A 25,758-nucleotide genomic window follows, 5' to 3' on the forward strand; every position below is an offset into this window, starting at 1 on the left:
ATAAAAACAAACACAGTCCCCTGGCTTAGCCAGGGTGCCCATTGGGCGTAAGAATAAAAGGAGAAAAAAATGTTTGTAAAAAAAGGCGACAAAGTTCGCGTAATCGCTGGTAAAGATAAGGGAACAGAAGCTGTTGTCCTTACTGCCCTTCCAAAAGTAAACAAAGTTATCGTTGAAGGTGTTAACATCGTTAAGAAACACCAACGTCCAACTAACGAACTTCCTCAAGGTGGTATCATCGAGAAGGAAGCAGCTATCCACGTATCAAACGTTCAAGTTTTGGACAAAAATGGTGTAGCTGGTCGTGTTGGTTACAAATTTGTAGACGGTAAAAAAGTTCGCTACAACAAAAAATCAGGCGAAGTGCTTGATTAATCACGAAGGAAAGGAGAAGTATAATGGCAAATCGTTTAAAAGAAAAATATCTTAATGAAGTAGTTCCTGCTTTGACAGAACAATTTAACTACTCATCAGTGATGGCTGTTCCTAAAGTGGATAAGATCGTTTTGAACATGGGTGTTGGTGAAGCAGTATCAAACGCTAAAAGTCTTGAAAAAGCTGCTGAAGAATTGGCGCTTATCTCAGGTCAAAAACCACTTATCACTAAAGCTAAAAAATCTATCGCCGGCTTCCGTCTTCGTGAAGGTGTTGCGATCGGTGCAAAAGTTACCCTTCGTGGTGAACGTATGTACGAATTCTTGGATAAATTGGTTTCAGTATCACTTCCACGTGTACGTGACTTCCACGGTGTTCCAACAAAATCATTTGACGGACGCGGAAACTACACACTTGGTGTGAAAGAGCAATTGATTTTCCCAGAAATCAACTTTGATGACGTTGACAAAACTCGTGGTCTTGACATCGTTATCGTTACTACTGCTAACACTGACGAAGAGTCACGTGCATTGCTTACAGGCCTTGGAATGCCTTTTGCAAAATAATATAGGAGGTATAACTAATGGCTAAAAAATCTATGATTGCTAAGAACAAACGCCCAGCGAAGTTCTCTACTCAAGCATACACTCGCTGTGAACGTTGTGGACGTCCACACTCAGTTTACCGCAAGTTTAAACTTTGCCGTGTTTGCTTCCGTGAATTGGCATATAAAGGTCAAATCCCTGGTGTAACAAAAGCATCTTGGTAATTTAAGATATCAAGGGCGTCAAAACTCTAAGTGAAAATAGGAAATTTGACGAAGAAACTTTAGTTTCTAGGAAAGTTTATCTTTTTCGCGCAGAGTTTAGCCCGGGTTCAGTTGGGCCCGCCAATTTGAACACGAGCTACAGCTTTGGCAAAAAAGACCAATTTTCTTTGGAGCATCGCTCCTGCATCAAATTGCCTATTTTTGCTCTAGCTGTTACGCTCTCTGTATCATGTATTAACTAGCAAGTGCAACTTGCAAACTACTAGTAAGAGGAGAAAAATAAAATGGTTATGACTGACCCAATCGCAGACTTCCTAACTCGTATTCGTAACGCTAACCAAGCAAAACACGAAGTACTTGAAGTGCCTGCATCAAACATCAAAAAAGGGATTGCTGAAATCCTTAAACGCGAAGGTTTTGTTAAGAACGTAGAAATCATCGAAGATGACAAACAAGGCATCATCCGTGTATTCCTTAAATACGGAGCAAACGGTGAACGAGTTATCACTAACTTGAAACGCGTTTCTAAACCAGGACTTCGTGTCTACAAAAAACGTGAAGATCTTCCAAAAGTACTTAACGGCCTTGGAATTGCTATCCTTTCAACTTCAGAAGGTTTGCTTACTGATAAAGAAGCTCGCCAAAAGAATGTTGGTGGGGAAGTTATCGCTTACGTTTGGTAATTGATGATGTGAGAGCGTTAAAAGAATGCAGTGAAAATAGGAAGTTTGTAGCAGGAGCGATGCTCCAAGACAAACTTATCTTTTTCACCAAATTCTTAGCTCGAACTCAAATCAAGATACACAGTTCTTAGAGCGTGTTCAGTTCAGCTCTTGAACTAAACAAGTATCTTAAACCCCGTGAAAACTGGCCTTTATGGCCTGACAATTTAACAGGAGAATAAAAACATGTCACGTATTGGTAATAAAGTTATCGTGTTGCCTGCTGGTGTTGAACTCACTAACAATGACAACGTTGTAACTGTAAAAGGACCTAAAGGAGAACTTACTCGTGAGTTCTCAAAAGATATTGAAATCCGTGTGGAAGGTACTGAAGTAACTCTTCACCGTCCAAACGATTCAAAAGAAATGAAAACTATCCACGGAACTACTCGTGCACTTTTGAACAACATGGTTATTGGTGTTTCAGAAGGATTCAAGAAAGAACTTGAAATGCGTGGGGTTGGTTACCGTGCTCAACTTCAAGGAAACAAACTTGTTTTGGCTGTTGGTAAATCACATCCAGATGAAGTTGAAGCTCCAGCAGGAATTACTTTCGAACTTCCAAACCCAACGACTATCGTTATCAGCGGAATTTCAAAAGAAAAAGTTGGTCAAACAGCTGCTTACGTACGTAGCCTTCGTTCACCAGAACCATACAAAGGTAAAGGTATCCGTTACGTTGGCGAATATGTTCGTCTTAAAGAAGGTAAAACTGGTAAATAATGTTGAGTGGTTGATTTTCAACCACCAACCTCATTACCAACTTTGTGCATAGCACACGATTTAAAATTAAAGAGGTGAAAACTGTGATTTCTAAACCAGATAAAAACAAACTCCGCCAAAAACGCCACCGTCGCGTTCGCGGAAAACTCTCTGGAACTGCTGATCGCCCACGTTTGAACGTATTCCGTTCTAATACAGGCATCTACGCTCAAGTGATTGATGACGTAGCGGGTGTAACGCTCGCAAGTGCTTCAACTCTTGACAAAGAAGTTTCAAAAGGAACTAAAACTGAACAAGCCGTTGCTGTCGGTAAACTCGTTGCAGAACGTGCAAGTGCTAAAGGTATTTCAGAAGTGGTGTTCGACCGCGGTGGATATCTATATCACGGACGTGTGAAAGCTTTGGCTGATGCAGCTCGTGAAAACGGATTGAAATTCTAATAGGAGGACACTAGAAAATGGCATTTAAAGACAATGCAGTAGAACTTGAAGAACGCGTAGTTGCTGTTAACCGTGTTACAAAAGTTGTTAAGGGTGGACGTCGTCTTCGTTTCGCAGCTCTTGTAGTTGTTGGTGACCGCAATGGTCGTGTAGGATTTGGTACTGGTAAAGCTCAAGAAGTTCCAGAAGCAATCCGCAAAGCAGTAGAAGATGCTAAGAAAAACTTGATCGAAGTTCCTATGGTTGGAACAACAATCCCACATGAAGTTCTTTCAGAATTTGGTGGAGCTAAAGTATTGTTGAAACCAGCTGTAGAAGGTTCTGGAGTTGCCGCAGGTGGTGCAGTTCGTGCCGTTGTGGAATTGGCAGGTGTGGCAGATATTACATCTAAATCACTTGGCTCTAACACTCCAATCAACATTGTTCGCGCAACTGTTGAAGGTTTGAAACAATTGAAACGCGCTGAAGAAGTTGCTGCCCTTCGTGGTATTTCAGTTTCTGATTTGGCATAAGAAAGGGGATAAAATGGCTCAAATTAAAATTACTTTGACTAAGTCTCCAATCGGACGCATTCCATCACAACGTAAAACTGTTGTAGCACTTGGACTTGGCAAATTGAACAGCTCTGTTATTAAAGAAGATAATGCTGCTATCCGTGGTATGATCACTGCAGTATCTCACTTGGTAACAGTTGAAGAAGTAAACTAATAAAATTTTAGGGGATGTGCATAAGACCATCCCCTAAAACTAGATATAGTCATCTTAGATGACTCAGTATAGGCGAGTTGATAGGAGAGACAACCTTTTCTCTCTTATCGGCGCTAGCATTTTACAAAAGAGGAGAAAATATATAATGAAACTTCATGAATTGAAACCTGCAGAAGGTTCTCGTAAAACTCGTAACCGTGTTGGTCGTGGTACTTCATCAGGTAACGGCAAAACATCTGGTCGTGGTCAAAAAGGTCAAAAAGCTCGTAGCGGTGGCGGAGTACGCCTTGGTTTCGAAGGTGGACAAACTCCATTGTTCCGTCGTCTTCCAAAACGTGGATTTACTAACATCAACGCTAAAGAATATGCGATTGTTAACCTTGACCAATTGAACGCCTTTGATGATGGTGCTGAAGTAACTCCAGTGGTACTTGTAGAATCAGGAATTGTTAAAGCTGAAAAATCAGGTATCAAGATTCTTGGTAACGGTGAGTTGACTAAGAAGTTGACTGTTAAAGCTGCTAAATTCTCTAAATCAGCTGAAGAAGCTATCACTGCTAAAGGTGGTTCAGTTGAAGTCATCTAAGTGAGGTGACCTATGTTTTTTAAATTATTGAGAGAAGCACTCAAAGTTAAGCAAGTTCGATCAAAGATTTTATTTACAATTTTTATCGTATTTGTTTTTCGTATCGGTACTAGTATTACTGTACCGTGGGTAAATGCAAATAGCTTGAACGCTTTGAGTGGACTATCCTTCTTGAATATGTTGAGCTTGGTGTCAGGGAATGCCATGAAAAACTTTTCAGTTTTTGCTCTTGGAGTTAGCCCTTACATTACAGCCTCAATCGTCGTCCAACTTTTGCAAATGGATTTATTACCAAAGTTTGTGGAGTGGGGCAAACAAGGGGAAGTTGGCCGTAGAAAGTTAAACCAAGCGACTCGATACATTGCACTAGTGCTTGCATTTGTTCAATCAGTCGGTATTACTGCTGGATTTAACGCTCTGTCTGGAGCTAAACTTTTGACTGTACCACTTACACCACAAGTTTTCCTTGTGATTGGAGGGATCTTAACAGCAGGTAGCATGATTGTAACCTGGCTGGGAGAGCAAATCACAGATAAGGGATATGGTAATGGTGTTTCAATGATTATCTTTGCAGGGATTGTTGCTTCAATTCCTGACATGGTTAAGGGCATCTACGTGGACTACTTTGTCAATGTACCAAGTAGTCGATTGACATCGTCTCTCATTTTCGTTGCCATCTTAATCATTGCTGTTTTGTTAATTGTATACTTTACAACTTACGTTGAACAAGCTAAATACAAGATTCCAATTCAGTATACAAAGGTAGCTCAAGGTGCGCCGTCAAGCTCCTATCTTCCATTGAAGATTAACCCTGCTGGGGTTATCCCGGTTATCTTTGCTAGCTCTATTACAGCAGCACCGGCAGCAATTTTACAATTCGTAAGTGCGTCTGGCCTTAATTGGGAATGGGTAAAAACAGCTCAAGAGTTGGTATCTACTTCAACCCCAACAGGTGTTGCTTTGTATGCTCTGTTGATTATTCTCTTTACATTCTTCTATACATTTGTACAGATCAATCCAGAGAAAGCAGCAGAAAATTTACAAAAGAGTGGAGCTTATATCCATGGTGTCCGTCCTGGTAAAGGGACAGAAGAATATATGTCAAAACTTCTTCGTCGTCTCGCAACAGTCGGATCAATCTTCCTAGGTGTGATTTCTATCTTACCTATTGTAGCTAAAGATTTATTTGGTCTTTCAGAAGTTGTCGCTTTTGGGGGAACAAGTTTGCTAATCATTATCTCTACAGGTATCGAAGGAATTAAACAATTGGAAGGTTATCTATTGAAACGTAAGTATGTTGGTTTCTTAGATACAACAGAATAATTGTAATAGAAAATAAAATTCACTATTGCTCAGAGAGTGGAGTGTAAAAATCAAAGACATTGTCAGATTTTTATCTCCTCTCTTCTATTTTGTTTTTAAATAGGAGTTGAAATGAATTTTTGCTTCTATTTAAATACAAAAAAGGAGTTTGAATCATGAATCTTTTGATTATGGGTTTACCTGGTGCAGGTAAAGGGACACAAGCAGCGAAAATTGTTGAACAGTTTCACGTTGCCCACATCTCAACAGGTGACATGTTCCGTGCAGCAATGGCTAACCAAACTGAAATGGGTGTATTAGCTAAGTCTTATATCGATAAAGGCGAATTGGTTCCAGATGAAGTTACAAATGGAATTGTTAAAGAACGTCTTTCTCAAGATGATATTAAAGAAACTGGTTTCTTGTTGGATGGATACCCACGTACAATTGAGCAAGCTCATGCCTTAGATAAAACATTGGCTGAACTTGGAATTAAACTTGAAGGTGTTATCAACATCGAAGTAGATCCATCTTGCCTACTTGAACGTTTGAGTGGTCGTATCATTCACCGTGAAACTGGCGAAACTTTCCATAAAGTATTCAACCCACCAGTTGATTACAAAGAGGAAGATTACTACCAACGTGAGGATGATAAACCTGAGACAGTAAAACGTCGTTTGGATGTCAATATCGCTCAAGGTGAACCAATCATTGCTCACTATCGTGCTAAAGGTCTAGTACATGATATCGAAGGCAACCAAGATATCAATGATGTCTTTAAAGATATCGAAAAGGTATTGACAAATTTGAAATAAAAGCGTTTTTCAGGCTTGCAAAATGTCTTGACAAATGTTATACTGAGTTAGTCTGACTTATAATTGTTGTCTCTGTGTCTAGAGGCATCAAATCGAAATTTAGGGAGGTACTTTTGCGTGGCAAAAGACGATGTGATTGAAGTTGAAGGCAAAGTAGTCGATACGATGCCGAATGCAATGTTTACGGTTGAACTTGAAAATGGACATCAGATTTTAGCAACAGTTTCTGGTAAAATTCGTAAAAACTATATTCGTATTTTAGCGGGAGATCGTGTTACTGTTGAAATGAGTCCATATGACTTGACACGTGGACGTATCACTTACCGCTTTAAATAATCGAAAAACTTGGAGGGATAAGAAATGAAAGTAAGACCATCGGTCAAACCAATTTGCGAATACTGTAAAGTAATTCGTCGTAATGGTCGTGTTATGGTAATTTGCCCAGCAAATCCAAAACACAAACAACGTCAAGGATAAGATAGAAAGGAGAAAACATGGCTCGTATTGCTGGAGTTGATATTCCAAATGACAAACGCGTAGTTATCTCATTGACTTATGTCTATGGTATCGGACTTGCAACATCTCAAAAGATTTTGGCAGCTGCTGGAGTTTCAGAAGATATTCGTGTTCGTGACCTTACATCAGATCAAGAAGATGCTATCCGTCGTGAAGTGGATGCAATTAAAGTTGAAGGTGACCTTCGTCGTGAAGTGAACTTGAACATCAAACGTTTGATGGAAATCGGTTCATACCGTGGTATCCGTCACCGTCGTGGACTTCCTGTCCGTGGACAAAATACTAAAAACAACGCTCGCACTCGTAAAGGTAAAGCTGTTGCGATTGCTGGTAAGAAAAAATAATATAGGAGGTAAAAGTCTTGGCTAAACCAACACGTAAACGTCGTGTGAAAAAGAATATCGAATCTGGTATTGCTCATATTCACGCTACATTTAATAACACTATTGTTATGATTACTGATGTGCATGGTAATGCAATCGCTTGGTCATCAGCTGGTGCTCTTGGTTTCAAAGGTTCTCGTAAATCTACACCATTTGCTGCTCAAATGGCTTCAGAAGCTGCTGCTAAATCTGCACAAGAACACGGTCTTAAATCAGTTGAAGTTACTGTAAAAGGTCCAGGTTCTGGTCGTGAGTCAGCTATTCGTGCTCTTGCTGCCGCTGGTCTTGAAGTAACAGCAATTCGTGATGTGACTCCAGTGCCACACAATGGTGCTCGTCCTCCAAAACGTCGCCGTGTATAATCATTACCTTTACACTGCTTTTCGTTTAAGAGGGAGTAACTAAATGATCGAGTTTGAAAAACCAAATATAACAAAAATTGATGAAAATAAAGATTATGGCAAGTTTGTAATCGAACCACTAGAACGTGGATACGGTACAACACTTGGTAACTCTCTTCGTCGTGTACTTCTTGCTTCTCTTCCAGGAGCAGCTGTTACATCTATCGATATCGATGGAGTATTACATGAATTTGATACAATTCCTGGTGTTCGCGAAGACGTGATGCAAATCATTCTGAACATTAAAGGTATTGCAGTTAAATCATATGTAAAAGACGAAAAGACTATTGAACTTGATGTTGAAGGTCCTGCTGAAGTGACAGCCGGAGATATTTTAACTGATAGTGATATTGAAATCGTAAATCCAGATCATTATCTTTTTACAATCGGAGAAGGTGCTTCATTTAAAGCAACTATGACTGTAAACACTGGTCGTGGTTATGTACCTGCAGATGAAAATAAAAAAGATAATGCCCCAGTTGGAACACTTGCTGTAGATTCTATTTATACACCAGTTACAAAAGTTAACTATCAAGTTGAACCTGCTCGTGTAGGAAGCAATGATGGTTTCGACAAATTAACCCTTGAAATCTTGACAAATGGAACGATTATTCCAGAAGATGCTTTAGGGCTTTCAGCACGTATTTTGACAGAACATCTTGATTTGTTTACAAATCTTACAGAGATTGCTAAATCTGCAGAAGTGATGAAAGAAGCTGATACTGAATCGGACGACCGTATTTTGGAACGTACGATTGAGGAACTTGACTTGTCTGTACGCTCATATAACTGTTTGAAACGTGCTGGTATCAATACTGTGCATGATTTGACAGAAAAATCTGAAGCAGAGATGATGAAAGTAAGAAATCTTGGACGCAAGAGTTTGGAAGAAGTGAAACTCAAACTCATTGATTTGGGTCTTGGATTAAAAGATAAATAAAGGAGGAATACATGGCTTACCGTAAACTAGGACGCACTAGCTCACAACGTAAAGCAATGCTTCGCGATTTGACAACTGACCTTTTGATCAACGAATCAATCGTGACAACTGAAGCTCGTGCTAAAGAAATCCGTAAAACTGTTGAAAAAATGATTACTCTAGGTAAACGTGGTGATTTGCATGCACGTCGTCAAGCTGCTGCTTTCGTACGTAATGAAATCGCATCTGAAAACTATGATGAAGCAACTGATAAGTACACTTCTACTACAGCACTTCAAAAATTGTTCTCAGAAATCGCACCTCGTTACGCAGAACGTAACGGTGGATACACTCGTATCCTTAAAACTGAACCACGTCGTGGTGATGCAGCGCCAATGGCGATCATCGAATTAGTATAAAATCATCAATTTTGTTGAGTGTTATGATGATGGAGCCCTGTGCTCTTAGTCTAGCTCTGGTCTACCGCTAGGACTTTTGTCCTAGCGGGAACACTCATCATAAGATGGTAGGGTAGACGCTTGTTTACGAAATTGTTTTTCTTTTAAGAACAATTTCGTAAGCAGGCGTTTTTTAGTTTTTTTGAAGTAAATGTGCTATACTGAGAAAAAAGAAAAATATAGATATGGTTATTTTCTATGATTTCAAAGATGGAGGACCAATATGAAAGCTATTATAACTGTTGTTGGAAAAGATAAGGGTGGTATTGTTGCAGGTGTTGCGACTAAGATTGCTGAATTAGGATTAAATATTGATGATATTTCACAAACTGTCTTGGATGAGTTTTTTACCATGATGGCTGTAGTATCCAGTGATGAAAAACATGATTTTACTCAACTAAGAAATGAGTTTGAAGCCTTTGGCCAGACATTGAATGTCAAAATCAATATTCAGAGCGCAGCTATTTTCGATGCTATGTACAATATCTAGGAGGTGCTTATGGATATTAGACAAGTTACCGAAACTATTGCAATGATTGAAGAGCAGAATTTTGATATTCGTACCATTACCATGGGAATTTCTCTTCTTGATTGTATTGATCCAGATATTGATAAGGCTGCAGATAAAATATATGAAAAAGTTACGACTAAGGCGGCGAATTTAGTGGCAGTCGGTGATGAAATTGCTGCTGAGTTAGGTATACCTATTGTCAATAAACGTGTATCAGTAACACCGATTTCTCTAATTGGTGCGGCTACAAATGCAAGGGACTATGTACCATTAGCCAAAGCTTTAGATAGAGCAGCAAAAGAAATTGGCGTAGATTTTATTGGTGGTTTTTCTGCTTTGGTACAGAAAGGCTATCAAAAAGGAGATGAAATACTCATCAATTCGATTCCACGTGCTTTAGCTGAAACTGATAAAGTTTGCTCTTCAGTAAATATTGGTTCAACAAAGTCAGGAATCAACATGACTGCTGTAGCTGATATGGGTCGAATTATCAAGGAGACAGCTGAGCTTTCAGATATGGGTGCTGCAAAACTTGTCGTTTTTGCCAATGCAGTTGAAGACAATCCTTTTATGGCCGGAGCCTTTCATGGTGTTGGTGAAGCTGATGTTATTATCAATGTAGGTGTTTCGGGGCCCGGTGTTGTCAAACGTGCTTTAGAAAAAGTTCGCGGTCAAAGCTTTGATGTAGTTGCTGAAACTGTTAAAAAGACAGCCTTCAAGATTACTCGGATTGGTCAATTAGTTGGCCAGATGGCTAGTGAAAGACTAGGTGTTGATTTTGGGATTGTTGATTTGAGTTTAGCACCTACTCCTGCAGTGGGGGATTCAGTAGCTCGGGTCCTGGAAGAAATGGGACTGGAAACAGTTGGGACTCATGGGACGACTGCAGCTTTAGCTCTTTTAAATGACCAAGTAAAAAAAGGCGGAGTAATGGCTTGCAACCAAGTCGGTGGTCTGTCAGGTGCTTTCATCCCAGTTTCAGAAGATGAGGGTATGATAGCAGCAGTGCAAAATGGTTCCCTAAATCTTGAGAAATTAGAAGCCATGACTGCTATCTGTTCAGTTGGATTGGATATGATTGCCATTCCAGCTGATACCCCGGCAGAAACGATTGCGGCTATGATTGCGGATGAGGCAGCAATTGGTGTTATTAATATGAAAACCACAGCTGTCCGTATCATTCCAAAGGGTAAAGAAGGCGATATGATTGAGTTTGGTGGCTTGTTAGGAACTGCCCCAGTTATGAAAGTCAATGGAGCTTCTTCGGCTGATTTCATCGCTCGTGGAGGACAGATTCCAGCTCCAATTCATAGTTTTAAAAATTAATAAAAAAATAAAATGATTTAAGTTCAATTTAAGGATAGGTATGTATACTCTAATCATTAAATAAAGACCTCCTAACTTTATTTAATAGAAATCCTAAACTTTTTCATAATAATCTCCTACAAAAGTCGCTCGTAAGAGTGGCTTTTGTTTTGTATTCTTTAAAAAACTAGTAAAATTTCATTGATTCTGGTCAAATTTTTTAAGAATGGCGACTTTTTTCGAAGTCAAACCAGTCTAAAACCTTGCCATGATTGGCTTTTTGAAAAATTATGGTATAATAGTAGTAGTTTTATTAGATGGAGTAGAATTTTTGAGAAAAAGCTTTCGTGTAAAAAAAGAGAAAGATTTCGACGCCATATTTAAAAAGGGAGCAAGTGTAGCTAATCGAAAATTTGTTATTTATCGATTAGAAAACAATGAAACACATTTTCGAGTAGGTTTATCAGTCAGTAAAAAATTAGGAAATGCTGTGACAAGAAACCAAATCAAGAGAAGAATCCGGCATGTTCTCATTCAAAATAGTAATCAACTTGTTGATAATGTTGATTTTGTTGTGATTGCTCGAAAAGGCGTTGAACTATTAGAATATGCAGAAATTGAAAAAAACTTACTTCATGTTTTGAGATTAGCGAAGATTTACCAGGAAGGAAATAAGAGTGAAGAAGAAATTACAATTGACTAGTTTGTTAGGTTTGTCCTTGTTGGTAATGACTGCTTGTGCAACTAGTGAAGTGTCTGCAGATTCTGCAGACTTTTGGAGTAAACTTGTTTATTTTTTTGCTGAAATTATTCGATTTTTGTCATTTGATGTCAGCATTGGTTTAGGGATTATTCTGTTCACAGTCTTGATTAGAACAATACTGTTACCAGTCTTTCAAACACAAATGGTGGCTTCCAGAAAAATGCAAGAGGCGCAACCTCTTATCAAAGAATTGCGCGAACGTTATCCAGGTCGCGACATGGAAAGTCGTACTAAGCTAGATCAGGAAACACGTAAATTATTTAAAGAATTAGGCATTAAGCAATCCGCATCCTTCTGGCCACTTTTGATTCAAATGCCAATTCTATTGGCTCTTTTCCAAGCTTTATCAAACGTAGATTTTTTGAAGACAGGCCACTTTTTATGGTTCAATCTAGGTGGAGCTGATACCACTTTCGTACTACCTATTTTAGCTGCCCTATTCACCTTCCTCAGTAGCTGGCTTTCAAATAAAGCTTTGCCTGAGAAAAATGGTGCAATGACAGGTATGATGTATGGGATGCCTGTTATAATCTTCTTTTTTGCAATATCTGCTCCAAGTGGTGTCGCTCTTTACTGGGCGGTTTCAAATGCTTATCAAGTATTGCAAACTTACCTTTTGAACAACCCCTTCAAAATCATTGCAGAGCGTGAAGCAGATGTGCAAGCTAAGAAGGATTTAGAAGTTAAGAAAAGAAAAGCTCAAAAGAAAGCACAGAAAAAGAAAAAGTAAGGAGAAATCTGATAATGGTATTATTTACAGGTTCAACAGTTGAAGAAGCAATCCAAAAGGGATTGAATGAATTAAATATTCCGAGAATGAAAGCTCATATCAAAGTTGTTTCGAGAGAAAAAAAGGGATTTTTTGGACTTTTTGGTACAAAACCAGCTCAAGTTGATATCGAAGCAATCAGTGAAACAACTGTTGTAAAAGCAAATCAGCAGGCGATCAAAGGTGTTCCAAAAGAAATTAATGATCAAAATGATCCAGTTAAAACAGTCAGCGAAGCGACCGTTGATTTGGGACATGTAGTTGCAGCTATCAAGAAAATTGAAGAAGAAGGCCAAGAAATTTCTGAAGAAGTCAAGGCTGAAATTCTTAAGAATGATAAAGAAGCCAGCACGATTTTAGAAGAAACAGGCCATATTGAAGTTTTAAAAGAATTGCAACCTGAAGAAACTCAAGATGAAGTTGAGTCTGAAAAAGGTAGCGACTTAGAAAATCTTGGTTTGAAAGTTGAGCCAACATACGACACAGAAAAGGTTGTTGAAGAAGTAACCAATTATGTTCAAGCGATCATCGATGATATGGATGTTGAGGGAACTATTTCTAGCACCTCTAACCGTCGCTCTATCAACATGCAAATTGATACAAATGAGCCAGGCCGTATCATTGGTTACCATGGTAAGGTTTTGAAATCCCTTCAACTTTTGGCACAAAATTACCTCTACAATCGTTATTCAAAAACTTTCTACATTACTATCAACGTCAATGATTATGTAGAACATCGTGCAGAAGTGTTACAGAGTTACGCTCAAAAATTAGCTACACGTGTCTTGGAAGAAGGCAGTAGTCAGATTACAGATCCAATGTCAAGCAGCGAGCGTAAAATTATCCATCGTATCATCTCACGAATGGAAGGTGTTACCAGCTACTCTGAAGGTGACGAACCAAATCGTTACGTTGTAGTTGACACAGAATAAAAAATGAAAATCAGGGGAAACCTGATTTTTTTCTAACTAAAGAAGGAATAAAATGAAAGAAATCAAGGACTATCTTGCTTATCAGGGGGAACAGTACCGGAATCCTGAAAAAGCAGGAGCTGAAAAGGATAAAATGCTAGACCTGCGTCAAAAAGGGCAGGAAGCGCGAAAGGCATTTACTCACCTAGCGGAATGTTTTCAAGCTAGGCATTCCGATTGGAATTTACACCCAACCAGTCAATGGATGAATCAAGCGCAGAGATTACGACCACATTTCTGGGTTTATTTACAGAGAGAGGGGCATGTAACAGAGCCCATGATGGCTCTTCGTTTGTATGGAAATCAGAATAATTGGGGAATCTCTATAGAAGTCAGCTTTGTAGAGAGAAAGAAAGATGAGGCTACCTTGTCAAAACAGGCTAAAATATTGGATATCCCAGTGGTTGATGGAATCTATTATTGGGTTCAGAAAAACGATGAAAGCTATAGAGTACAAGCTACTGAGGAGAATAGACAACTTTTAAGACAACAATTATTCAATCAGGAGATTCGTAAGGTTTTAGTAAAAGTTGATATTCCAGTAGCTGATGAAGATACTATAGATAAAGTTCTAGATAAACTTGATAGAGGTTTTGAAAAACTATCACCTTACTATCAAGTGACTAGAGATTAGTATAATCGGCTGAGTCATTTTATAGTAAATTGTTTTATTGCTATTCTAGGTATTTTTTCATATAATAGTAAAATAGAATGCGTGGTATACTTATCACCTCAAAGAGAAAGGAAATTCTATGTCAAATCTATCTGTTAATGCGATTCGTTTTCTAGGTATTGACGCTATCAATAAAGCGAACTCAGGTCACCCAGGGGTGGTAATGGGTGCAGCACCGATGGCTTACAGCCTTTTCACTAAAGAACTTCGTATCAATCCAGCTCAACCAAACTGGATCAACCGCGACCGTTTTATTCTTTCAGCGGGTCACGGATCAATGCTTCTCTATGCCCTTCTTCACCTTTCTGGATTTGAAGATGTGAGCATGGATGAAGTGAAGAGCTTCCGTCAATGGGGTTCTAAAACTCCAGGTCACCCAGAATTTGGTCATACAGCAGGGGTTGATGCAACAACAGGTCCTCTAGGACAAGGGATTGCAACTGCGACAGGTTTTGCACAAGCAGAACGTTTCCTTGCAGCCAAGTATAACCGCGAAGGTTATAACATCTTTGATCACTACACATATGTTATCTGTGGAGATGGTGACTTGATGGAAGGTGTCTCAAGTGAAGCTGCTTCTTACGCAGGTTTGCAGAAACTTGACAAATTGGTTGTTCTCTATGATTCAAATGATATCAACTTGGACGGTGAGACAAAAGATTCATTCACAGAGAGTGTTCGTGATCGTTACAATGCTTACGGTTGGCATACAGCCTTGGTTGAAGATGGGACAGACTTAGAAGCTATTCAAGCAGCTATTGAAGAAGCTAAGGTTTCAGGGAAACCATCTCTGATTGAAGTAAAAACTGTTATTGGTTATGGTTCGCCAAACAAACAAGGAACTAATGCCGTACATGGTGCTCCTCTTGGTGCAGACGAAACTGCTGCAACTCGTCAAGCCCTTGGTTGGGACTACGAACCATTTGAAATCCCAGCAGAAGTTTATGCTGATTTCAAAGAAAATGTTGCGGACCGAGGTGTATCAGCATATGAAGCATGGACAAAACTAGTTACAGATTATAAAGAAGCTTACCCAGAGCTTGCTGCAGAAGTGGAAGCCATCATCGAAGGACGTGATCCAGTTGAATTGACTCCAGAAGACTTCCCAGCTTTAGAAAATGGCTTCTCTCAAGCAACTCGTAACTCAAGCCAGGATGCTTTAAATGTAGTGGCTGCTAAATTGCCAACCTTCCTTGGTGGATCAGCTGACCTTGCTCATTCAAATATGACTTACATCAAAACTGACGGACTTCAGGACGATGCAAATCGCTTGAACCGTAATATCCAGTTTGGTGTTCGTGAATTTGCAATGGGTACAGTTTTAAACGGAATGGCTCTTCACGGTGGACTTCGAGTTTACGGTGGAACTTTCTTCGTATTCTCAGACTACCTTAAAGCAGCAGTTCGTTTGTCAGCTCTACAAGGTCTTCCTGTAACCTATGTCTTTACTCACGATTCAATCGCAGTTGGTGAAGATGGACCAACTCACGAACCAGTAGAGCACTTGGCCGGACTCCGTGCGATTCCAAACCTTAATGTTTTCCGTCCAGCAGATGCGCGTGAAACTCAAGCAGCTTGGTACCTTGCAGTGAAGAGTGAGAAAACACCAACTGCCCTTGTCTTGACTCGTCAAAACTTGACTGTTGAGGAAGGAACTGACTTTAATAAGGTTGCGAAAGGTGCTTATGTTGTCTATGAAAATGCAGCAGACTTTGACACGATTTTGATTGCAACAGGTTCAGAAGTGAATCTGGCTGTTGCAGCTGCGAAGGAATTAGCAAGTCAAGGTGGAAAAGTTCGCGTAGTCAGCATGCCATCTACGGATGTCTTTGATGCACAAGATGCCGCATACAAAGAAGAAATCCTACCAAATGCAGTTCGTCGCCGTGTGGCGGTTGAAATGGGAGCGACTCAAAACTGGTACAAATACGTTGGTCTTGATGGAGCAGTTCTCGGTATTGATACTTTTGGAGCATCTGCCCCAGCTTCAAAAGTGTTGGCAGAGTATGGATTTACAGTTGAAAACTTAGTGGAAATCGTAAACAACTTGAAATAAGAAAAATCAGAGCTTTGCTCTGGTTTTTTATTGACCTAAAACTAAGGTACAACCTTGTAAAAGTAGCTGAAATTTGATATAGTAGTCCTATGTAAAATACAAAGGAGAAAATACTATGGAAAATATTAGTCCAAATTTAACATTTGTGATCATGCTTGTAGGTATGTTCGCCTTGATGTTCTTTATGCAACGTTCTCAAAAGAAACAAGCGCAAAAGCGTATGGAAAGCTTGAACAAGCTTCAAAAAGGCTATGAAGTCATTACTATCGGTGGTTTATACGGTACAGTTGATGAAGTTGATACCGAAAACAGAACGATCGTACTTGATGTAGACGGAGTTTACTTGACTTTTGAACTTGGAGCTATCAAATCTGTCTTGCCACTTAAAGAGGCTGTTACATCAGAAGGTACAGTTGTCGATGGTGAAAGCGCGATTGAAGAATAAAACGGGGTGGATCTCATACCCCTTTTTCTATGAATATGGGGAACAATAATGAAGAAAGTTGTTTTTGTATGTCTTGGTAATATTTGCCGTAGTCCTATGGCAGAATTTGTTATGAAATCTTTAACCGATGATTATGAGATTGAAAGTAGAGCAACTTCTTCTTGGGAACATGGCAATCCAATTCACAAAGGAACTCAGAAAATTTTTAAAGCTCACGAGATTCCTTACGATTCATCAAAAACATCACAGCAAATTTCTAAGGATGATTTTGAATATTTTGATTATGTCATTGGGATGGACGAGTCCAATCTTCTAGATTTGACTCGAATGTGTCCTCAAGACCAACAACACAAGCTAGAGGCATTTGCTTCTGAGGGTGTTCCTGATCCATGGTATACAGGTGATTTTGATGAAACTTACAATCGAGTTTTAACTGGTTGCCAAGCTTGGCTAACACGTTTAGAAAATGAGGCAAAAAATGGATAATTTAAAGAAATTCTATGATAAGTACAGTGTCTATATAACGCGTCCTCGTTTGGAAATTGTAACAGTAGTAGTCATAGCTCTTTGTGCTATATTTGTATTTGTAGGAAATATGCCTAAGCAAGGAGTTTTAAAACTGGATGGCGATTCACTTGTATATGATGGAAGTATTGTACGTGGAAAGATGAATGGCAAAGGCACAATGACCTTCTCAAATGGCGACACTTATACTGGTGAATTTAAAAATGGAGCATTTAACGGTAAAGGAACCTACCAAGCTAAAGAGGGCTGGGTTTATGAAGGAGACTTTGTTAATGGCCAAGCTGAAGGAAAAGGAAAACTGACTACAGAGCAAGAAGTTGTCTATGAAGGTGACTTTAAACAAGGGCTCTTCCAACAAGCACAATAACCTCCTCTTAGAGGGGGTAATATACTGCACTCAAAGAAAGCGCTTACATGGAAGTTGAGACGCCTTTCAATACCTTTTTACAATGAAGTTTGTGAAAAATAAAAGTTTTATGGGATTATTCACAAAGTATAAGCTAAAAAGCGTATGGGTAGGGCTGTGCAAAATTATTTTCACAAGCGAATAAAAAAAGTTTGTGAAATTTCTATGAAACTGTTTACAAATCTTGAAAAAAGAGTTATAATAAGATTGTGAAAAAATTAACAAAGGACTTACAATCCTTGAAAGCTATGGAGGAAAATATGGCTGATAAAAAAACTGTAACACCAGAGGAAAAGAAACTCGCTGCTGAAAAGCATGTCGATGGTTTGGTGCAAAAAGCTTTAGTTGCCCTTGAAGAAATGCGTAAACTTGACCAAGATCAAGTCGATTATATTGTAGCAAAAGCTTCAGTTGCAGCTCTTGATGCCCACGGAGAATTGGCTCTACATGCCTTTGAAGAAACAGGACGTGGAGTATTTGAAGATAAAGCGACTAAGAACTTATTTGCCTGTGAGCACGTAGTAAACAACATGCGCCACACTAAAACAGTTGGTGTTATTGAAGAAGACGATGTGACAGGATTGACTCTTATTGCTGAACCGGTTGGTGTTGTTTGTGGTATCACTCCAACAACAAACCCTACTTCAACAGCAATCTTTAAGGCTTTGATTTCATTGAAGACTCGTAATCCTATTGTCTTTGCATTCCACCCGTCAGCTCAAGAATCATCAGCTCACGCTGCTCAAATCGTGCGTGATGCTGCGATTAAAGCAGGTGCTCCTGAAAACTGTGTACAGTGGATTACTGAACCATCTATGGAAGCAACTAGCGCATTGATGAACCACGAAGGTGTTGCAACAATCCTTGCAACAGGTGGGAATGCCATGGTTAAAGCTGCATACTCATGTGGTAAACCAGCTCTTGGGGTAGGTGCCGGAAACGTTCCAGCTTATGTTGAAAAATCAGCTAATATTCGCCAAGCTGCACACGATATCGTAATGTCTAAATCATTTGACAACGGTATGGTCTGTGCATCTGAACAAGCGGTTATTATTGATAAAGAAATTTATGATGAATTTGTAGCAGAGTTCAAATCTTACCACACTTACTTTGTAAACAAAAAAGAAAAAGCTCTTCTTGAAGAGTTCTGCTTCGGTGTGAAAGCAAACAGCAAAAACTGTGCTGGTGCAAAATTGAACGCTGACATCGTTGGTAAACCAGCAACTTGGATAGCAGAACAAGCAGGATTTACAGTTCCAGAAGGAACAAATATTCTTGCTGCAGAATGTAAAGAAGTTGGCGAAAAAGAGCCGTTGACTCGTGAAAAATTATCACCAGTTATCGCAGTTTTGAAATCTGAAAGCCGCGAAGACGGTATTGAAAAAGCCCGTCAAATGGTTGAATTTAACGGTCTTGGGCACTCAGCAGCTATCCATACAGCTGATGAAGAATTGACTAAAGAATTTGGTAAAGCTGTTAAAGCTATTCGTGTTATCTGTAACTCACCTTCTACTTTCGGTGGTATCGGGGATGTTTATAATGCCTTCTTGCCATCATTGACACTCGGATGTGGTTCTTACGGACGTAACTCAGTTGGGGATAACGTTAGCGCCATTAACCTCTTGAATATCAAAAAAGTCGGAAGACGGAGAAATAACATGCAATGGATGAAACTTCCTTCAAAAACATACTTTGAACGTGATTCAATTCAATACCTTCAAAAATGTCGTGACGTTGAGCGTGTCATGATCGTTACTGACCACGCTATGGTAGAGCTTGGTTTCCTCGATCGTATCATCGAGCAGCTTGACCTTCGTCGCAATAAGGTTGTTTACCAAATCTTTGCAGATGTAGAACCAGATCCAGATATCACTACAGTTGAACGTGGTACTGAGATTATGCGTTCCTTCAAACCAGATACAATCATTGCTCTTGGTGGTGGATCACCAATGGACGCTGCTAAAGTAATGTGGCTCTTCTACGAGCAACCAGAAGTGGACTTCCGTGACCTTGTACAAAAATTCATGGATATCCGTAAACGTGCCTTCAAATTCCCATTGCTTGGTAAGAAGACTAAATTCATCGCTATCCCAACTACATCTGGTACAGGATCTGAAGTAACTCCATTTGCCGTTATCTCTGATAAAGCAAACAACCGTAAATACCCAATCGCTGACTACTCATTGACACCAACTGTGGCAATCGTAGATCCTGCTTTGGTATTGACAGTTCCTGGATTTGTTGCGGCAGATACTGGTATGGACGTATTGACTCACGCAACTGAAGCTTACGTATCACAAATGGCTAGCGACTACACTGACGGTCTTGCTCTTCAAGCGATCAAACTCGTATTTGAAAACCTTGAAAGCTCAGTTAAGAATGCAGACTTCCACTCACGTGAGAAAATGCATAATGCTTCAACTATTGCTGGTATGGCCTTTGCGAATGCCTTCTTAGGTATTTCTCACTCAATGGCTCACAAGATTGGTGCACAATTCCACACAGTTCACGGACGTACAAATGCAATCTTGCTTCCATACGTTATCCGTTACAATGGTACACGCCCAGCTAAGACAGCTACATGGCCTAAGTACAACTACTACCGTGCAGATGAGAAATATCAAGATATCGCTCGTATGCTTGGACTTCCAGCTTCTACTCCAGAAGAAGGGGTTGCATCTTATGCTAAAGCTGTTTACGAACTCGGTGAGCGCGTAGGTATCGAAATGAACTTCAAAGCACAAGGTGTTGACGAGAAAGAATGGAAAGAACATTCACGCGAATTGGCCTTCCTTGCTTATGAAGATCAATGTTCACCTGCAAACCCACGTCTTCCAATGGTTGATCATATGCAAGAAATAATCGAAGATGCTTACTATGGTTACAAAGAAAGACCAGGACGTCTTAAATAATTGATTATCAGTCAGAGGCAGGAGTAATCCTGCCTCTTTTTATAGTTTTTCAAAATAGAAGAGGTTAAAAGTTTAACAAAAAGTTTTGTAAATAACTATAAAGATGTATATTGATAGACTTTTGACAAAGGGAATCTATATAAAATTGTGTATCTAGAAAATAGAAAACTGAAGTGAAAATCAACGTCAGCGCTTGCAATAAAACTAAAATAGTTATATAATAGGTTTGTTGAAAGGTGATTTGTAGTGATTCAAGTTACTCTTTTCACAATAAAATTTTCATGATTTTCATAAGGAGGAAATCACTAATGGTAGTTAAAGTTGGTATTAACGGTTTCGGTCGTATCGGTCGTCTTGCTTTCCGTCGTATCCAAAACGTAGAAGGTGTTGAAGTTACTCGCATCAACGACCTTACAGATCCAGTTATGCTTGCACACTTGTTGAAATATGACACAACTCAAGGTCGTTTCGACGGAACTGTGGAAGTTAAAGAAGGTGGATTCGAAGTTAACGGTAAATTCGTTAAAGTTTCTGCTGAACGCGATCCAGAACAAATCGACTGGGCTAACGACGGTGTAGAAATCGTTCTTGAAGCGACTGGTTTCTTTGCTAAGAAAGAAGCTGCTGAAAAACACTTGCATGCAGGTGGCGCTAAGAAAGTTGTTATCACTGCTCCTGGTGGAAATGACGTTAAAACAGTTGTATTTAACACTAACCACGACGTTCTTGATGGTACTGAAACAGTTATCTCAGGTGCTTCATGTACTACAAACTGCTTGGCTCCAATGGCTAAAGCTCTTCAAGATAACTTCGGTGTTGTAGAAGGATTGATGACTACTATCCACGCTTACACTGGTGACCAAATGATCCTTGATGGACCACACCGTGGTGGTGACCTTCGTCGTGCTCGCGCTGGTGCTGCAAACATCGTTCCTAACTCAACTGGTGCTGCTAAAGCTATCGGTCTTGTAATTCCAGAATTGAATGGTAAACTTGACGGATCTGCACAACGCGTTCCAACTCCAACTGGATCAGTTACTGAATTGGTAGCTGTTCTTGAAAAGAACGTTACTGTTGACGAAGTGAACGCAGCTATGAAAGCAGCTTCAAACGAATCATACGGTTACACAGAAGATCCAATCGTATCTTCAGATATCGTAGGTATGTCATATGGTTCATTGTTTGACGCAACTCAAACTAAAGTTCTTGACGTTGACGGTAAACAATTGGTTAAAGTTGTATCATGGTACGACAACGAAATGTCTTACACTGCACAACTTGTACGTACTCTTGAATACTTCGCAAAAATTGCTAAATAATTTCTGAGTCGAAAAAGCAAGACCGATTGGTCTTGCTTTTTGTATCTATAAAAATGGATGATAAAATCATCCATTTTGTTTTAATTCTCTTTCAAATGTATCTGAGAGTGCGGTAAAGCTTAATTTATTTAAAGTCAGAGGGTGGATAAAGGATAGTTTAAATGCGTGAAGCATCAGTCTCTTGTTTTTTGAGTGTGAGTTGTAGAGAGGGTCCCCGAGGATTGGATGTCCGTGGTGAGATAGGTGGACTCGGATCTGATGAGTACGTCCTGTTTTTAATCTACACCGAACGAGACTGGTTTTGTTTTGAAATTGTTTTAACCGAGTTACATGAGTTTCGGCGTATTGACCATTTTTTTGATCCACAATTCTTTTTCTACGATCGTGGCGATTGCGACCAATTTTATCTCGGTAGATTAAGTCCTTAGCCCCTAATCTTCCATCAACCAGAGCCCAGTATTCTCGAGAAATCTCTTTCTTTTCTAATAAGCGATTAAGGATAGGAAGGATGAATGGATTCTTCGCAAACAGTACGAGACCGCTTGTTTCCATATCCAAGCGATGAACAACATAGCAGGTTTGGCCGACATAGGCGCTGACATGATTGAGAAGAGCTATCTCGTCTGGCTGATTTCCATGTGTCTTCATACCCTCAGGTTTATTGACGATAATTAAATGTTGGTCTTGATAGACTTCTTCGACAAGTTTGGGATTTCCCCATAGAATTTTTTTTGTAGGATAATCTTCCTCGTCGAAAATCAATTGGCACTCATCTCCAGCCTTGACCGTTTGATGCCAGTGGACTTCTTCTTGATTAATGAGGATGTGTTTCTTGATTCTCAAAAAGTGCCTAATTTTTCTAGGTATTAACAACTGTTCTTCTAGAAAATGTTTGACAGTCATTTCGGGTAGAGAGTTGGGGATCGTAAAGGTAAATTTCATACTGATATTGTAACAAAAATCAATTTATTTGGACAGGGGAACTAGCAAAATTCTTGTCTTCCTATGGGGAAGATGATAAAATATACGCATGAAATTAGATACCTTATTTGAAAAATTTCTTTCCTTATTTAAGAAAGAAGAATCTGAAATTGAAGAAACTGAAATGAATGAAGTCGAACAAGAAGAAAATGTGTCGAGCAACTTACGACGTTCAAGAGCAGGACGAAAGAAAGCGGGGACGGTTGGTCCTATTCGAAAATTTTGGCGTCGCTACCATTTGACAAAAATCTTTTTGATTCTCGGGCTCAGTGCCAGCTTGTTTGTTGGGGTCTATTTGTTTGCTCTAGCAAAATCGACAAATGTTACTGACTTACAAAACGCTTTAAAAACTCGCACTCTGATTTTTGACAGAGAGGAAAAAGAAGCAGGCGCCTTATCAGGTCAAAAAGGCACCTATGTCGAACTTTCGGACATCAGTGAAGATTTACAAAATGCCGTCATTGCTACCGAGGATAGAAGTTTCTATAAGAACGATGGTATTAACTATGCTCGTTTTTTCCTAGCGATAGTGACGGCTGGACGCTCAGGTGGTGGTTCTACAATTACTCAGCAGTTGGCGAAGAATGCCTATCTTTCTCAAGATCAGACTGTACAGAGAAAGGCGAAAGAATTCTTTTTAGCTTTGGAGCTAACAAAAAAATATAGTAAGAAAGAGATTCTGGCTATGTACTTGAACAATGCCTACTTCGGAAATGGAGTTTGGGGCGTTGAAGATGCAAGTAAAAAATACTTTGGGGTTTCAGCTTCTCAGCTGACGCTCGATGAAGCGGCAACCTTAGCCGGAATGCTCAAAGGGCCAGAATTGTATAACCCTTTGAATTCTATTGAAGATTCTACTAATCGTAGAGACACCGTCCTACAAAACATGGTCGCGGCTGGCTATATTGATAAAGACAAAGAAGCGGAAGCTTCGGGTGTTGATATGGCCTCTCAACTGCAAGATGCTTATGAAGGTAAAGTTTCAGACTACCGATATCCATCCTATTTTGATGCTGTTGTTAATGAAGCAATTGAAAAGTATAATTTAACTGAAGAAGAAATTGTGAACAACGGCTATCGTATATATACGGAATTAGATCAGAATTACCAGGCTAATATGCAGGTCATTTATGAAAATACAGCTCTCTTTCCAACCGCAGAAGATGGAACTCATGCTGAGTCGGGCAGTGTTGCTCTAGAGCCAAAAACAGGAGGAGTTCGAGGAGTTGTTGGTCGTGTAGCAGGAGATGATAAAGCTGGTTTCCGAAATTTCAACTATGCAACTCAATCAAAAAGAAGCCCAGGTTCAACTATTAAGCCCTTAGTTGTCTATACCCCAGCAGTCGAAGCTGGTTGGCCTCTAAATAAAGAGTTGGACAATCATACTATGGAGTATGGTGATTACAAGGTAGATAACTACGCAGGAATTAAAACATCTCCAGAAGTTCCAATGTACCAAGCTTTAGCTGAATCCCTAAACCTTCCTGCAGTAGCCACGGTTAAGGAACTTGGTATTGACAAGGCTTTTGAATCAGGCGAAAGATTCGGGCTTAACTTAACCAATGTAGATCGTGTATTGGGTGTTGCACTGGGTGGTGGTGTGGAAACTAGTCCACTGCAAATGGCGCAAGCTTATGCAGCATTTGCAAACGAAGGTTTGATGCCTGAAGCACATTTCATTACACGTATTGAAAATGCAAGTGGTCAAGTCATTGCTACTCATAAGAATTCTCAAAAACGAGTAATAGATAAATCCGTAGCGGATAAAATGACTAGCATGATGCTAGGGACATTCACAAACGGTACAGGGATAAGTTCATCACCAGATGGTTATGTTATGGCCGGGAAAACAGGTACAACAGAAGCAGCCTTCAACCCGGTGTATACGAGTGACCAGTGGGTTATCGGCTATACGCCAGATGTAGTCATTAGTCACTGGCTTGGTTTCCCGACAACCGATGAAAATCATTATCTAGCAGGTTCGACATCAAATGGCGCCGCTCATATTTTTAGAAGTATGGCAGAAACAATTCTTCCTTATACACCAGGAAGTACATTTACAGTTGAAAATGCCTATAAAATAAATGGGATTGCTCCTGAAAATGTTCCGAATCAGTCAGCTAACAATGGTGGAGGGCAGTCAAATGACTCTATAAGTGACATTCAAAGTCGAGCCCAGAACCTTATTGATGAGGCAGAAAAAGCTATTTCAGATGCAAAAATTAAAGAAAAAGCAAAAACCGTCTGGGATACAATTGTAGACTTGTTCCAATAAATTTTTTAAGAGGCAAGAGCATAACTCTTGTCTCTTTTTATATCCTAAAAAGTCTAAAAAGATATCCCAACGAAATATCAAACATTCAAAAAAATAAAATCAGGCAAGATAAATAACAAAATAGAAGAAATGTCATAATTCGTCTCTACCTTTGCTATACTAATGGCAGAAAAGGAGAACGACTATGTTAGACATGAATTACCACGAAGTAAAAGCTATTGTACATAAGTGTAGAAAAGAATACTACCTTCATTTATGGGAAAAAGAAGATTGGGATCAAGAGGGAATGATTTGCCTACATGAATTATTAGAAAATCACCCTGATTTTAAGGAAAATAAAAATAAGGAATTTTATACCTACTTCAAAACAAAGTTTCGAAATCGAATTTTGGATGCAGTCAGGAAACAAGAAAGTTACAAAAGAAGATTGGATCGACAAGCTTATGAAGAAGTGAGCGAGATTAGTCATCGATTAGGCGAAGGGGGGCTGTTGATAGATGAGTCTTACGCATTGCAAGAAGTGCTTAAAGAGTATCGAGCAGGATTAGGAAAAGAAAAATTGGAGTTATTTGAACGATTGTTAGCTGATGAGCGATTCAAAGGAAGAAAAGCAATGTTGAAAGAACTAAAACATGTGCTAAGAGATTTTTCTCCAAAAAGATAAAAAAACAAATCAAACTAGTTGACAAGATTCAAAAAGTGGGTATAATAGAAAGAGTTGAAAAAGCTC

Annotated in this window: 32 protein-coding genes; 31 read left to right on the forward strand and 1 reads right to left on the reverse strand. The window is 39.4% G+C overall.

What is annotated here, in order from left to right:
* The first annotated feature begins 69 nt into the window (after positions 1 to 69).
* The 29 genes from rplX (at position 70) to gap (ending at position 21,772) form a co-directional block, all read left to right on the forward strand.
* On the forward strand, positions 70 to 375 hold the full coding sequence (rplX, locus tag ACLNCS_RS07445) for a 50S ribosomal protein L24 (RefSeq protein ID WP_000497691.1): 306 nt from the start codon (positions 70 to 72) through the stop codon (positions 373 to 375).
* 23 nt (positions 376 to 398) lie between these two features.
* Positions 399 to 941 carry a 50S ribosomal protein L5 gene (rplE, locus tag ACLNCS_RS07450; RefSeq protein ID WP_000013542.1) on the forward strand — a complete coding sequence of 181 codons (543 nt, stop codon included), beginning with the start codon at positions 399 to 401 and terminating at the stop codon, positions 939 to 941.
* 17 nt (positions 942 to 958) lie between these two features.
* Complete coding sequence (locus tag ACLNCS_RS07455) at positions 959 to 1,144, forward strand: type Z 30S ribosomal protein S14 (protein WP_001085699.1); 186 nt, start codon at positions 959 to 961, stop codon at positions 1,142 to 1,144.
* A 284-nt stretch (positions 1,145 to 1,428) separates the two neighbouring features.
* Complete coding sequence (gene rpsH / locus ACLNCS_RS07460) at positions 1,429 to 1,827, forward strand: 30S ribosomal protein S8 (protein WP_004251095.1); 399 nt, start codon at positions 1,429 to 1,431, stop codon at positions 1,825 to 1,827.
* 225 nt (positions 1,828 to 2,052) lie between these two features.
* Positions 2,053 to 2,589, forward strand: coding sequence for a 50S ribosomal protein L6 (gene rplF, locus ACLNCS_RS07465; protein WP_004251096.1), 537 nt, complete (start codon positions 2,053 to 2,055; stop codon positions 2,587 to 2,589).
* Positions 2,590 to 2,672: 83 nt separating this feature from the next.
* Positions 2,673 to 3,029 (forward strand): 50S ribosomal protein L18, encoded by a 357-nt coding sequence (rplR, locus tag ACLNCS_RS07470; RefSeq protein ID WP_004251098.1) that lies wholly within the window; start codon positions 2,673 to 2,675, stop codon positions 3,027 to 3,029.
* Positions 3,030 to 3,046: 17 nt separating this feature from the next.
* Positions 3,047 to 3,541, forward strand: a complete 495-nt coding sequence (gene rpsE, locus ACLNCS_RS07475) for a 30S ribosomal protein S5 (RefSeq protein ID WP_004251100.1) — start codon at positions 3,047 to 3,049, stop codon at positions 3,539 to 3,541.
* Positions 3,542 to 3,554: 13 nt separating this feature from the next.
* Positions 3,555 to 3,737, forward strand: a complete 183-nt coding sequence (gene rpmD, locus ACLNCS_RS07480) for a 50S ribosomal protein L30 (RefSeq protein WP_000057241.1) — start codon at positions 3,555 to 3,557, stop codon at positions 3,735 to 3,737.
* A gap of 145 nt (positions 3,738 to 3,882) precedes the next feature.
* A complete protein-coding gene (rplO, locus tag ACLNCS_RS07485) occupies positions 3,883 to 4,323 on the forward strand; it encodes a 50S ribosomal protein L15 (RefSeq protein ID WP_006154715.1) in 441 nt (146 codons plus the stop codon).
* Positions 4,324 to 4,335: 12 nt separating this feature from the next.
* On the forward strand, positions 4,336 to 5,646 hold the full coding sequence (secY, locus tag ACLNCS_RS07490) for a preprotein translocase subunit SecY (RefSeq protein WP_004251112.1): 1,311 nt from the start codon (positions 4,336 to 4,338) through the stop codon (positions 5,644 to 5,646).
* 155 nt (positions 5,647 to 5,801) lie between these two features.
* A complete protein-coding gene (locus ACLNCS_RS07495) occupies positions 5,802 to 6,440 on the forward strand; it encodes an adenylate kinase (protein ID WP_004251114.1) in 639 nt (212 codons plus the stop codon).
* 117 nt (positions 6,441 to 6,557) lie between these two features.
* Positions 6,558 to 6,776, forward strand: coding sequence for a translation initiation factor IF-1 (gene infA / locus ACLNCS_RS07500; protein WP_001029883.1), 219 nt, complete (start codon positions 6,558 to 6,560; stop codon positions 6,774 to 6,776).
* Positions 6,777 to 6,800: 24 nt separating this feature from the next.
* Positions 6,801 to 6,917, forward strand: coding sequence for a 50S ribosomal protein L36 (gene rpmJ / locus ACLNCS_RS07505; RefSeq protein WP_001808836.1), 117 nt, complete (start codon positions 6,801 to 6,803; stop codon positions 6,915 to 6,917).
* Between the two features lie 17 nt (positions 6,918 to 6,934).
* Positions 6,935 to 7,300 (forward strand): 30S ribosomal protein S13, encoded by a 366-nt coding sequence (rpsM, locus tag ACLNCS_RS07510; RefSeq protein ID WP_004251117.1) that lies wholly within the window; start codon positions 6,935 to 6,937, stop codon positions 7,298 to 7,300.
* A gap of 17 nt (positions 7,301 to 7,317) precedes the next feature.
* A complete protein-coding gene (gene rpsK / locus ACLNCS_RS07515) occupies positions 7,318 to 7,701 on the forward strand; it encodes a 30S ribosomal protein S11 (RefSeq protein WP_001118385.1) in 384 nt (127 codons plus the stop codon).
* 43 nt (positions 7,702 to 7,744) lie between these two features.
* Positions 7,745 to 8,680: a DNA-directed RNA polymerase subunit alpha gene (locus ACLNCS_RS07520; protein WP_004251121.1), complete on the forward strand. Its 936-nt coding sequence runs from the start codon at positions 7,745 to 7,747 to the stop codon at positions 8,678 to 8,680.
* A gap of 11 nt (positions 8,681 to 8,691) precedes the next feature.
* Entirely contained in the window at positions 8,692 to 9,078 is a 387-nt protein-coding gene (gene rplQ / locus ACLNCS_RS07525) for a 50S ribosomal protein L17 (RefSeq protein WP_000331493.1), read from the forward strand.
* A 262-nt stretch (positions 9,079 to 9,340) separates the two neighbouring features.
* The gene (locus ACLNCS_RS07530) at positions 9,341 to 9,607 is read left to right on the forward strand and encodes an ACT domain-containing protein (protein WP_006149010.1); all 267 of its coding nucleotides are present in this window, start codon (positions 9,341 to 9,343) and stop codon (positions 9,605 to 9,607) included.
* Between the two features lie 9 nt (positions 9,608 to 9,616).
* Complete coding sequence (locus ACLNCS_RS07535) at positions 9,617 to 10,954, forward strand: PFL family protein (protein ID WP_049494408.1); 1,338 nt, start codon at positions 9,617 to 9,619, stop codon at positions 10,952 to 10,954.
* A gap of 310 nt (positions 10,955 to 11,264) precedes the next feature.
* Positions 11,265 to 11,636 (forward strand): ribonuclease P protein component, encoded by a 372-nt coding sequence (rnpA, locus tag ACLNCS_RS07540; RefSeq protein ID WP_025169334.1) that lies wholly within the window; start codon positions 11,265 to 11,267, stop codon positions 11,634 to 11,636.
* Positions 11,611 to 12,426: a YidC/Oxa1 family membrane protein insertase gene (locus ACLNCS_RS07545; RefSeq protein ID WP_053092418.1), complete on the forward strand. Its 816-nt coding sequence runs from the start codon at positions 11,611 to 11,613 to the stop codon at positions 12,424 to 12,426. Before rnpA ends, ACLNCS_RS07545 begins: the two co-directional genes overlap by 26 nt.
* A gap of 14 nt (positions 12,427 to 12,440) precedes the next feature.
* Positions 12,441 to 13,397: an RNA-binding cell elongation regulator Jag/EloR gene (gene jag / locus ACLNCS_RS07550; protein ID WP_424848054.1), complete on the forward strand. Its 957-nt coding sequence runs from the start codon at positions 12,441 to 12,443 to the stop codon at positions 13,395 to 13,397.
* A gap of 52 nt (positions 13,398 to 13,449) precedes the next feature.
* Positions 13,450 to 14,070, forward strand: coding sequence for a ribonuclease P (locus ACLNCS_RS07555; protein WP_424848056.1), 621 nt, complete (start codon positions 13,450 to 13,452; stop codon positions 14,068 to 14,070).
* Positions 14,071 to 14,188: 118 nt separating this feature from the next.
* The gene (gene tkt, locus ACLNCS_RS07560; RefSeq protein ID WP_424848058.1) at positions 14,189 to 16,165 is read left to right on the forward strand and encodes a transketolase; all 1,977 of its coding nucleotides are present in this window, start codon (positions 14,189 to 14,191) and stop codon (positions 16,163 to 16,165) included.
* A 124-nt stretch (positions 16,166 to 16,289) separates the two neighbouring features.
* Entirely contained in the window at positions 16,290 to 16,610 is a 321-nt protein-coding gene (gene yajC, locus ACLNCS_RS07565) for a preprotein translocase subunit YajC (protein ID WP_247913099.1), read from the forward strand.
* Between the two features lie 48 nt (positions 16,611 to 16,658).
* On the forward strand, positions 16,659 to 17,096 hold the full coding sequence (locus tag ACLNCS_RS07570; RefSeq protein ID WP_424848060.1) for a low molecular weight protein-tyrosine-phosphatase: 438 nt from the start codon (positions 16,659 to 16,661) through the stop codon (positions 17,094 to 17,096).
* Positions 17,089 to 17,502, forward strand: a complete 414-nt coding sequence (locus ACLNCS_RS07575) for an MORN repeat-containing protein (protein ID WP_281137971.1) — start codon at positions 17,089 to 17,091, stop codon at positions 17,500 to 17,502. The genes ACLNCS_RS07570 and ACLNCS_RS07575 overlap by 8 nt, the downstream gene beginning before the upstream one ends.
* A gap of 299 nt (positions 17,503 to 17,801) precedes the next feature.
* Positions 17,802 to 20,453: a bifunctional acetaldehyde-CoA/alcohol dehydrogenase gene (gene adhE, locus ACLNCS_RS07580; protein WP_070677863.1), complete on the forward strand. Its 2,652-nt coding sequence runs from the start codon at positions 17,802 to 17,804 to the stop codon at positions 20,451 to 20,453.
* Positions 20,454 to 20,761: 308 nt separating this feature from the next.
* A complete protein-coding gene (gene gap / locus ACLNCS_RS07585) occupies positions 20,762 to 21,772 on the forward strand; it encodes a type I glyceraldehyde-3-phosphate dehydrogenase (protein WP_004251141.1) in 1,011 nt (336 codons plus the stop codon).
* Positions 21,773 to 21,838: 66 nt separating this feature from the next.
* Here the strand turns inward: gap and ACLNCS_RS07590 are convergent, their stop codons facing one another.
* Positions 21,839 to 22,714: an RluA family pseudouridine synthase gene (locus ACLNCS_RS07590; protein ID WP_302851162.1), complete on the reverse strand. Its 876-nt coding sequence runs from the start codon at positions 22,712 to 22,714 to the stop codon at positions 21,839 to 21,841.
* 88 nt (positions 22,715 to 22,802) lie between these two features.
* Here ACLNCS_RS07590 and pbp2a point away from each other — a divergent pair, with 88 nt between their 5' ends.
* Positions 22,803 to 25,028 carry a penicillin-binding protein PBP2A gene (gene pbp2a / locus ACLNCS_RS07595; RefSeq protein ID WP_424848065.1) on the forward strand — a complete coding sequence of 742 codons (2,226 nt, stop codon included), beginning with the start codon at positions 22,803 to 22,805 and terminating at the stop codon, positions 25,026 to 25,028.
* Positions 25,029 to 25,212: 184 nt separating this feature from the next.
* Positions 25,213 to 25,692, forward strand: coding sequence for a sigma factor (locus tag ACLNCS_RS07600; protein WP_036756170.1), 480 nt, complete (start codon positions 25,213 to 25,215; stop codon positions 25,690 to 25,692).
* The last annotated feature ends 66 nt before the right edge of the window (positions 25,693 to 25,758 follow it).

It is taken from the genome of Streptococcus sp. CL9.43, assembly GCF_049737935.1.
Lineage (GTDB): Bacteria > Bacillota > Bacilli > Lactobacillales > Streptococcaceae > Streptococcus > Streptococcus infantis_I.

Coding starts and splice junctions, on each gene's coding strand:
- rplX (WP_000497691.1), top strand. CDS start 70: ATGTTTGTAAAAAAAGGCGACAAAGTTCGCGTAATCGCTGGTAAAGAT.
- rplE (WP_000013542.1), top strand. CDS start 399: ATGGCAAATCGTTTAAAAGAAAAATATCTTAATGAAGTAGTTCCTGCT.
- ACLNCS_RS07455 (WP_001085699.1), top strand. CDS start 959: ATGGCTAAAAAATCTATGATTGCTAAGAACAAACGCCCAGCGAAGTTC.
- rpsH (WP_004251095.1), top strand. CDS start 1,429: ATGGTTATGACTGACCCAATCGCAGACTTCCTAACTCGTATTCGTAAC.
- rplF (WP_004251096.1), top strand. CDS start 2,053: ATGTCACGTATTGGTAATAAAGTTATCGTGTTGCCTGCTGGTGTTGAA.
- rpsE (WP_004251100.1), top strand. CDS start 3,047: ATGGCATTTAAAGACAATGCAGTAGAACTTGAAGAACGCGTAGTTGCT.
- rpmD (WP_000057241.1), top strand. CDS start 3,555: ATGGCTCAAATTAAAATTACTTTGACTAAGTCTCCAATCGGACGCATT.
- rplO (WP_006154715.1), top strand. CDS start 3,883: ATGAAACTTCATGAATTGAAACCTGCAGAAGGTTCTCGTAAAACTCGT.
- secY (WP_004251112.1), top strand. CDS start 4,336: ATGTTTTTTAAATTATTGAGAGAAGCACTCAAAGTTAAGCAAGTTCGA.
- ACLNCS_RS07495 (WP_004251114.1), top strand. CDS start 5,802: ATGAATCTTTTGATTATGGGTTTACCTGGTGCAGGTAAAGGGACACAA.
- rpmJ (WP_001808836.1), top strand. CDS start 6,801: ATGAAAGTAAGACCATCGGTCAAACCAATTTGCGAATACTGTAAAGTA.
- rpsM (WP_004251117.1), top strand. CDS start 6,935: ATGGCTCGTATTGCTGGAGTTGATATTCCAAATGACAAACGCGTAGTT.
- ACLNCS_RS07520 (WP_004251121.1), top strand. CDS start 7,745: ATGATCGAGTTTGAAAAACCAAATATAACAAAAATTGATGAAAATAAA.
- rplQ (WP_000331493.1), top strand. CDS start 8,692: ATGGCTTACCGTAAACTAGGACGCACTAGCTCACAACGTAAAGCAATG.
- ACLNCS_RS07530 (WP_006149010.1), top strand. CDS start 9,341: ATGAAAGCTATTATAACTGTTGTTGGAAAAGATAAGGGTGGTATTGTT.
- ACLNCS_RS07535 (WP_049494408.1), top strand. CDS start 9,617: ATGGATATTAGACAAGTTACCGAAACTATTGCAATGATTGAAGAGCAG.
- jag (WP_424848054.1), top strand. CDS start 12,441: ATGGTATTATTTACAGGTTCAACAGTTGAAGAAGCAATCCAAAAGGGA.
- ACLNCS_RS07555 (WP_424848056.1), top strand. CDS start 13,450: ATGAAAGAAATCAAGGACTATCTTGCTTATCAGGGGGAACAGTACCGG.
- tkt (WP_424848058.1), top strand. CDS start 14,189: ATGTCAAATCTATCTGTTAATGCGATTCGTTTTCTAGGTATTGACGCT.
- ACLNCS_RS07570 (WP_424848060.1), top strand. CDS start 16,659: ATGAAGAAAGTTGTTTTTGTATGTCTTGGTAATATTTGCCGTAGTCCT.
- ACLNCS_RS07575 (WP_281137971.1), top strand. CDS start 17,089: ATGGATAATTTAAAGAAATTCTATGATAAGTACAGTGTCTATATAACG.
- adhE (WP_070677863.1), top strand. CDS start 17,802: ATGGCTGATAAAAAAACTGTAACACCAGAGGAAAAGAAACTCGCTGCT.
- gap (WP_004251141.1), top strand. CDS start 20,762: ATGGTAGTTAAAGTTGGTATTAACGGTTTCGGTCGTATCGGTCGTCTT.
- ACLNCS_RS07590 (WP_302851162.1), bottom strand. CDS start 22,714: ATGAAATTTACCTTTACGATCCCCAACTCTCTACCCGAAATGACTGTC.
- pbp2a (WP_424848065.1), top strand. CDS start 22,803: ATGAAATTAGATACCTTATTTGAAAAATTTCTTTCCTTATTTAAGAAA.
- ACLNCS_RS07600 (WP_036756170.1), top strand. CDS start 25,213: ATGTTAGACATGAATTACCACGAAGTAAAAGCTATTGTACATAAGTGT.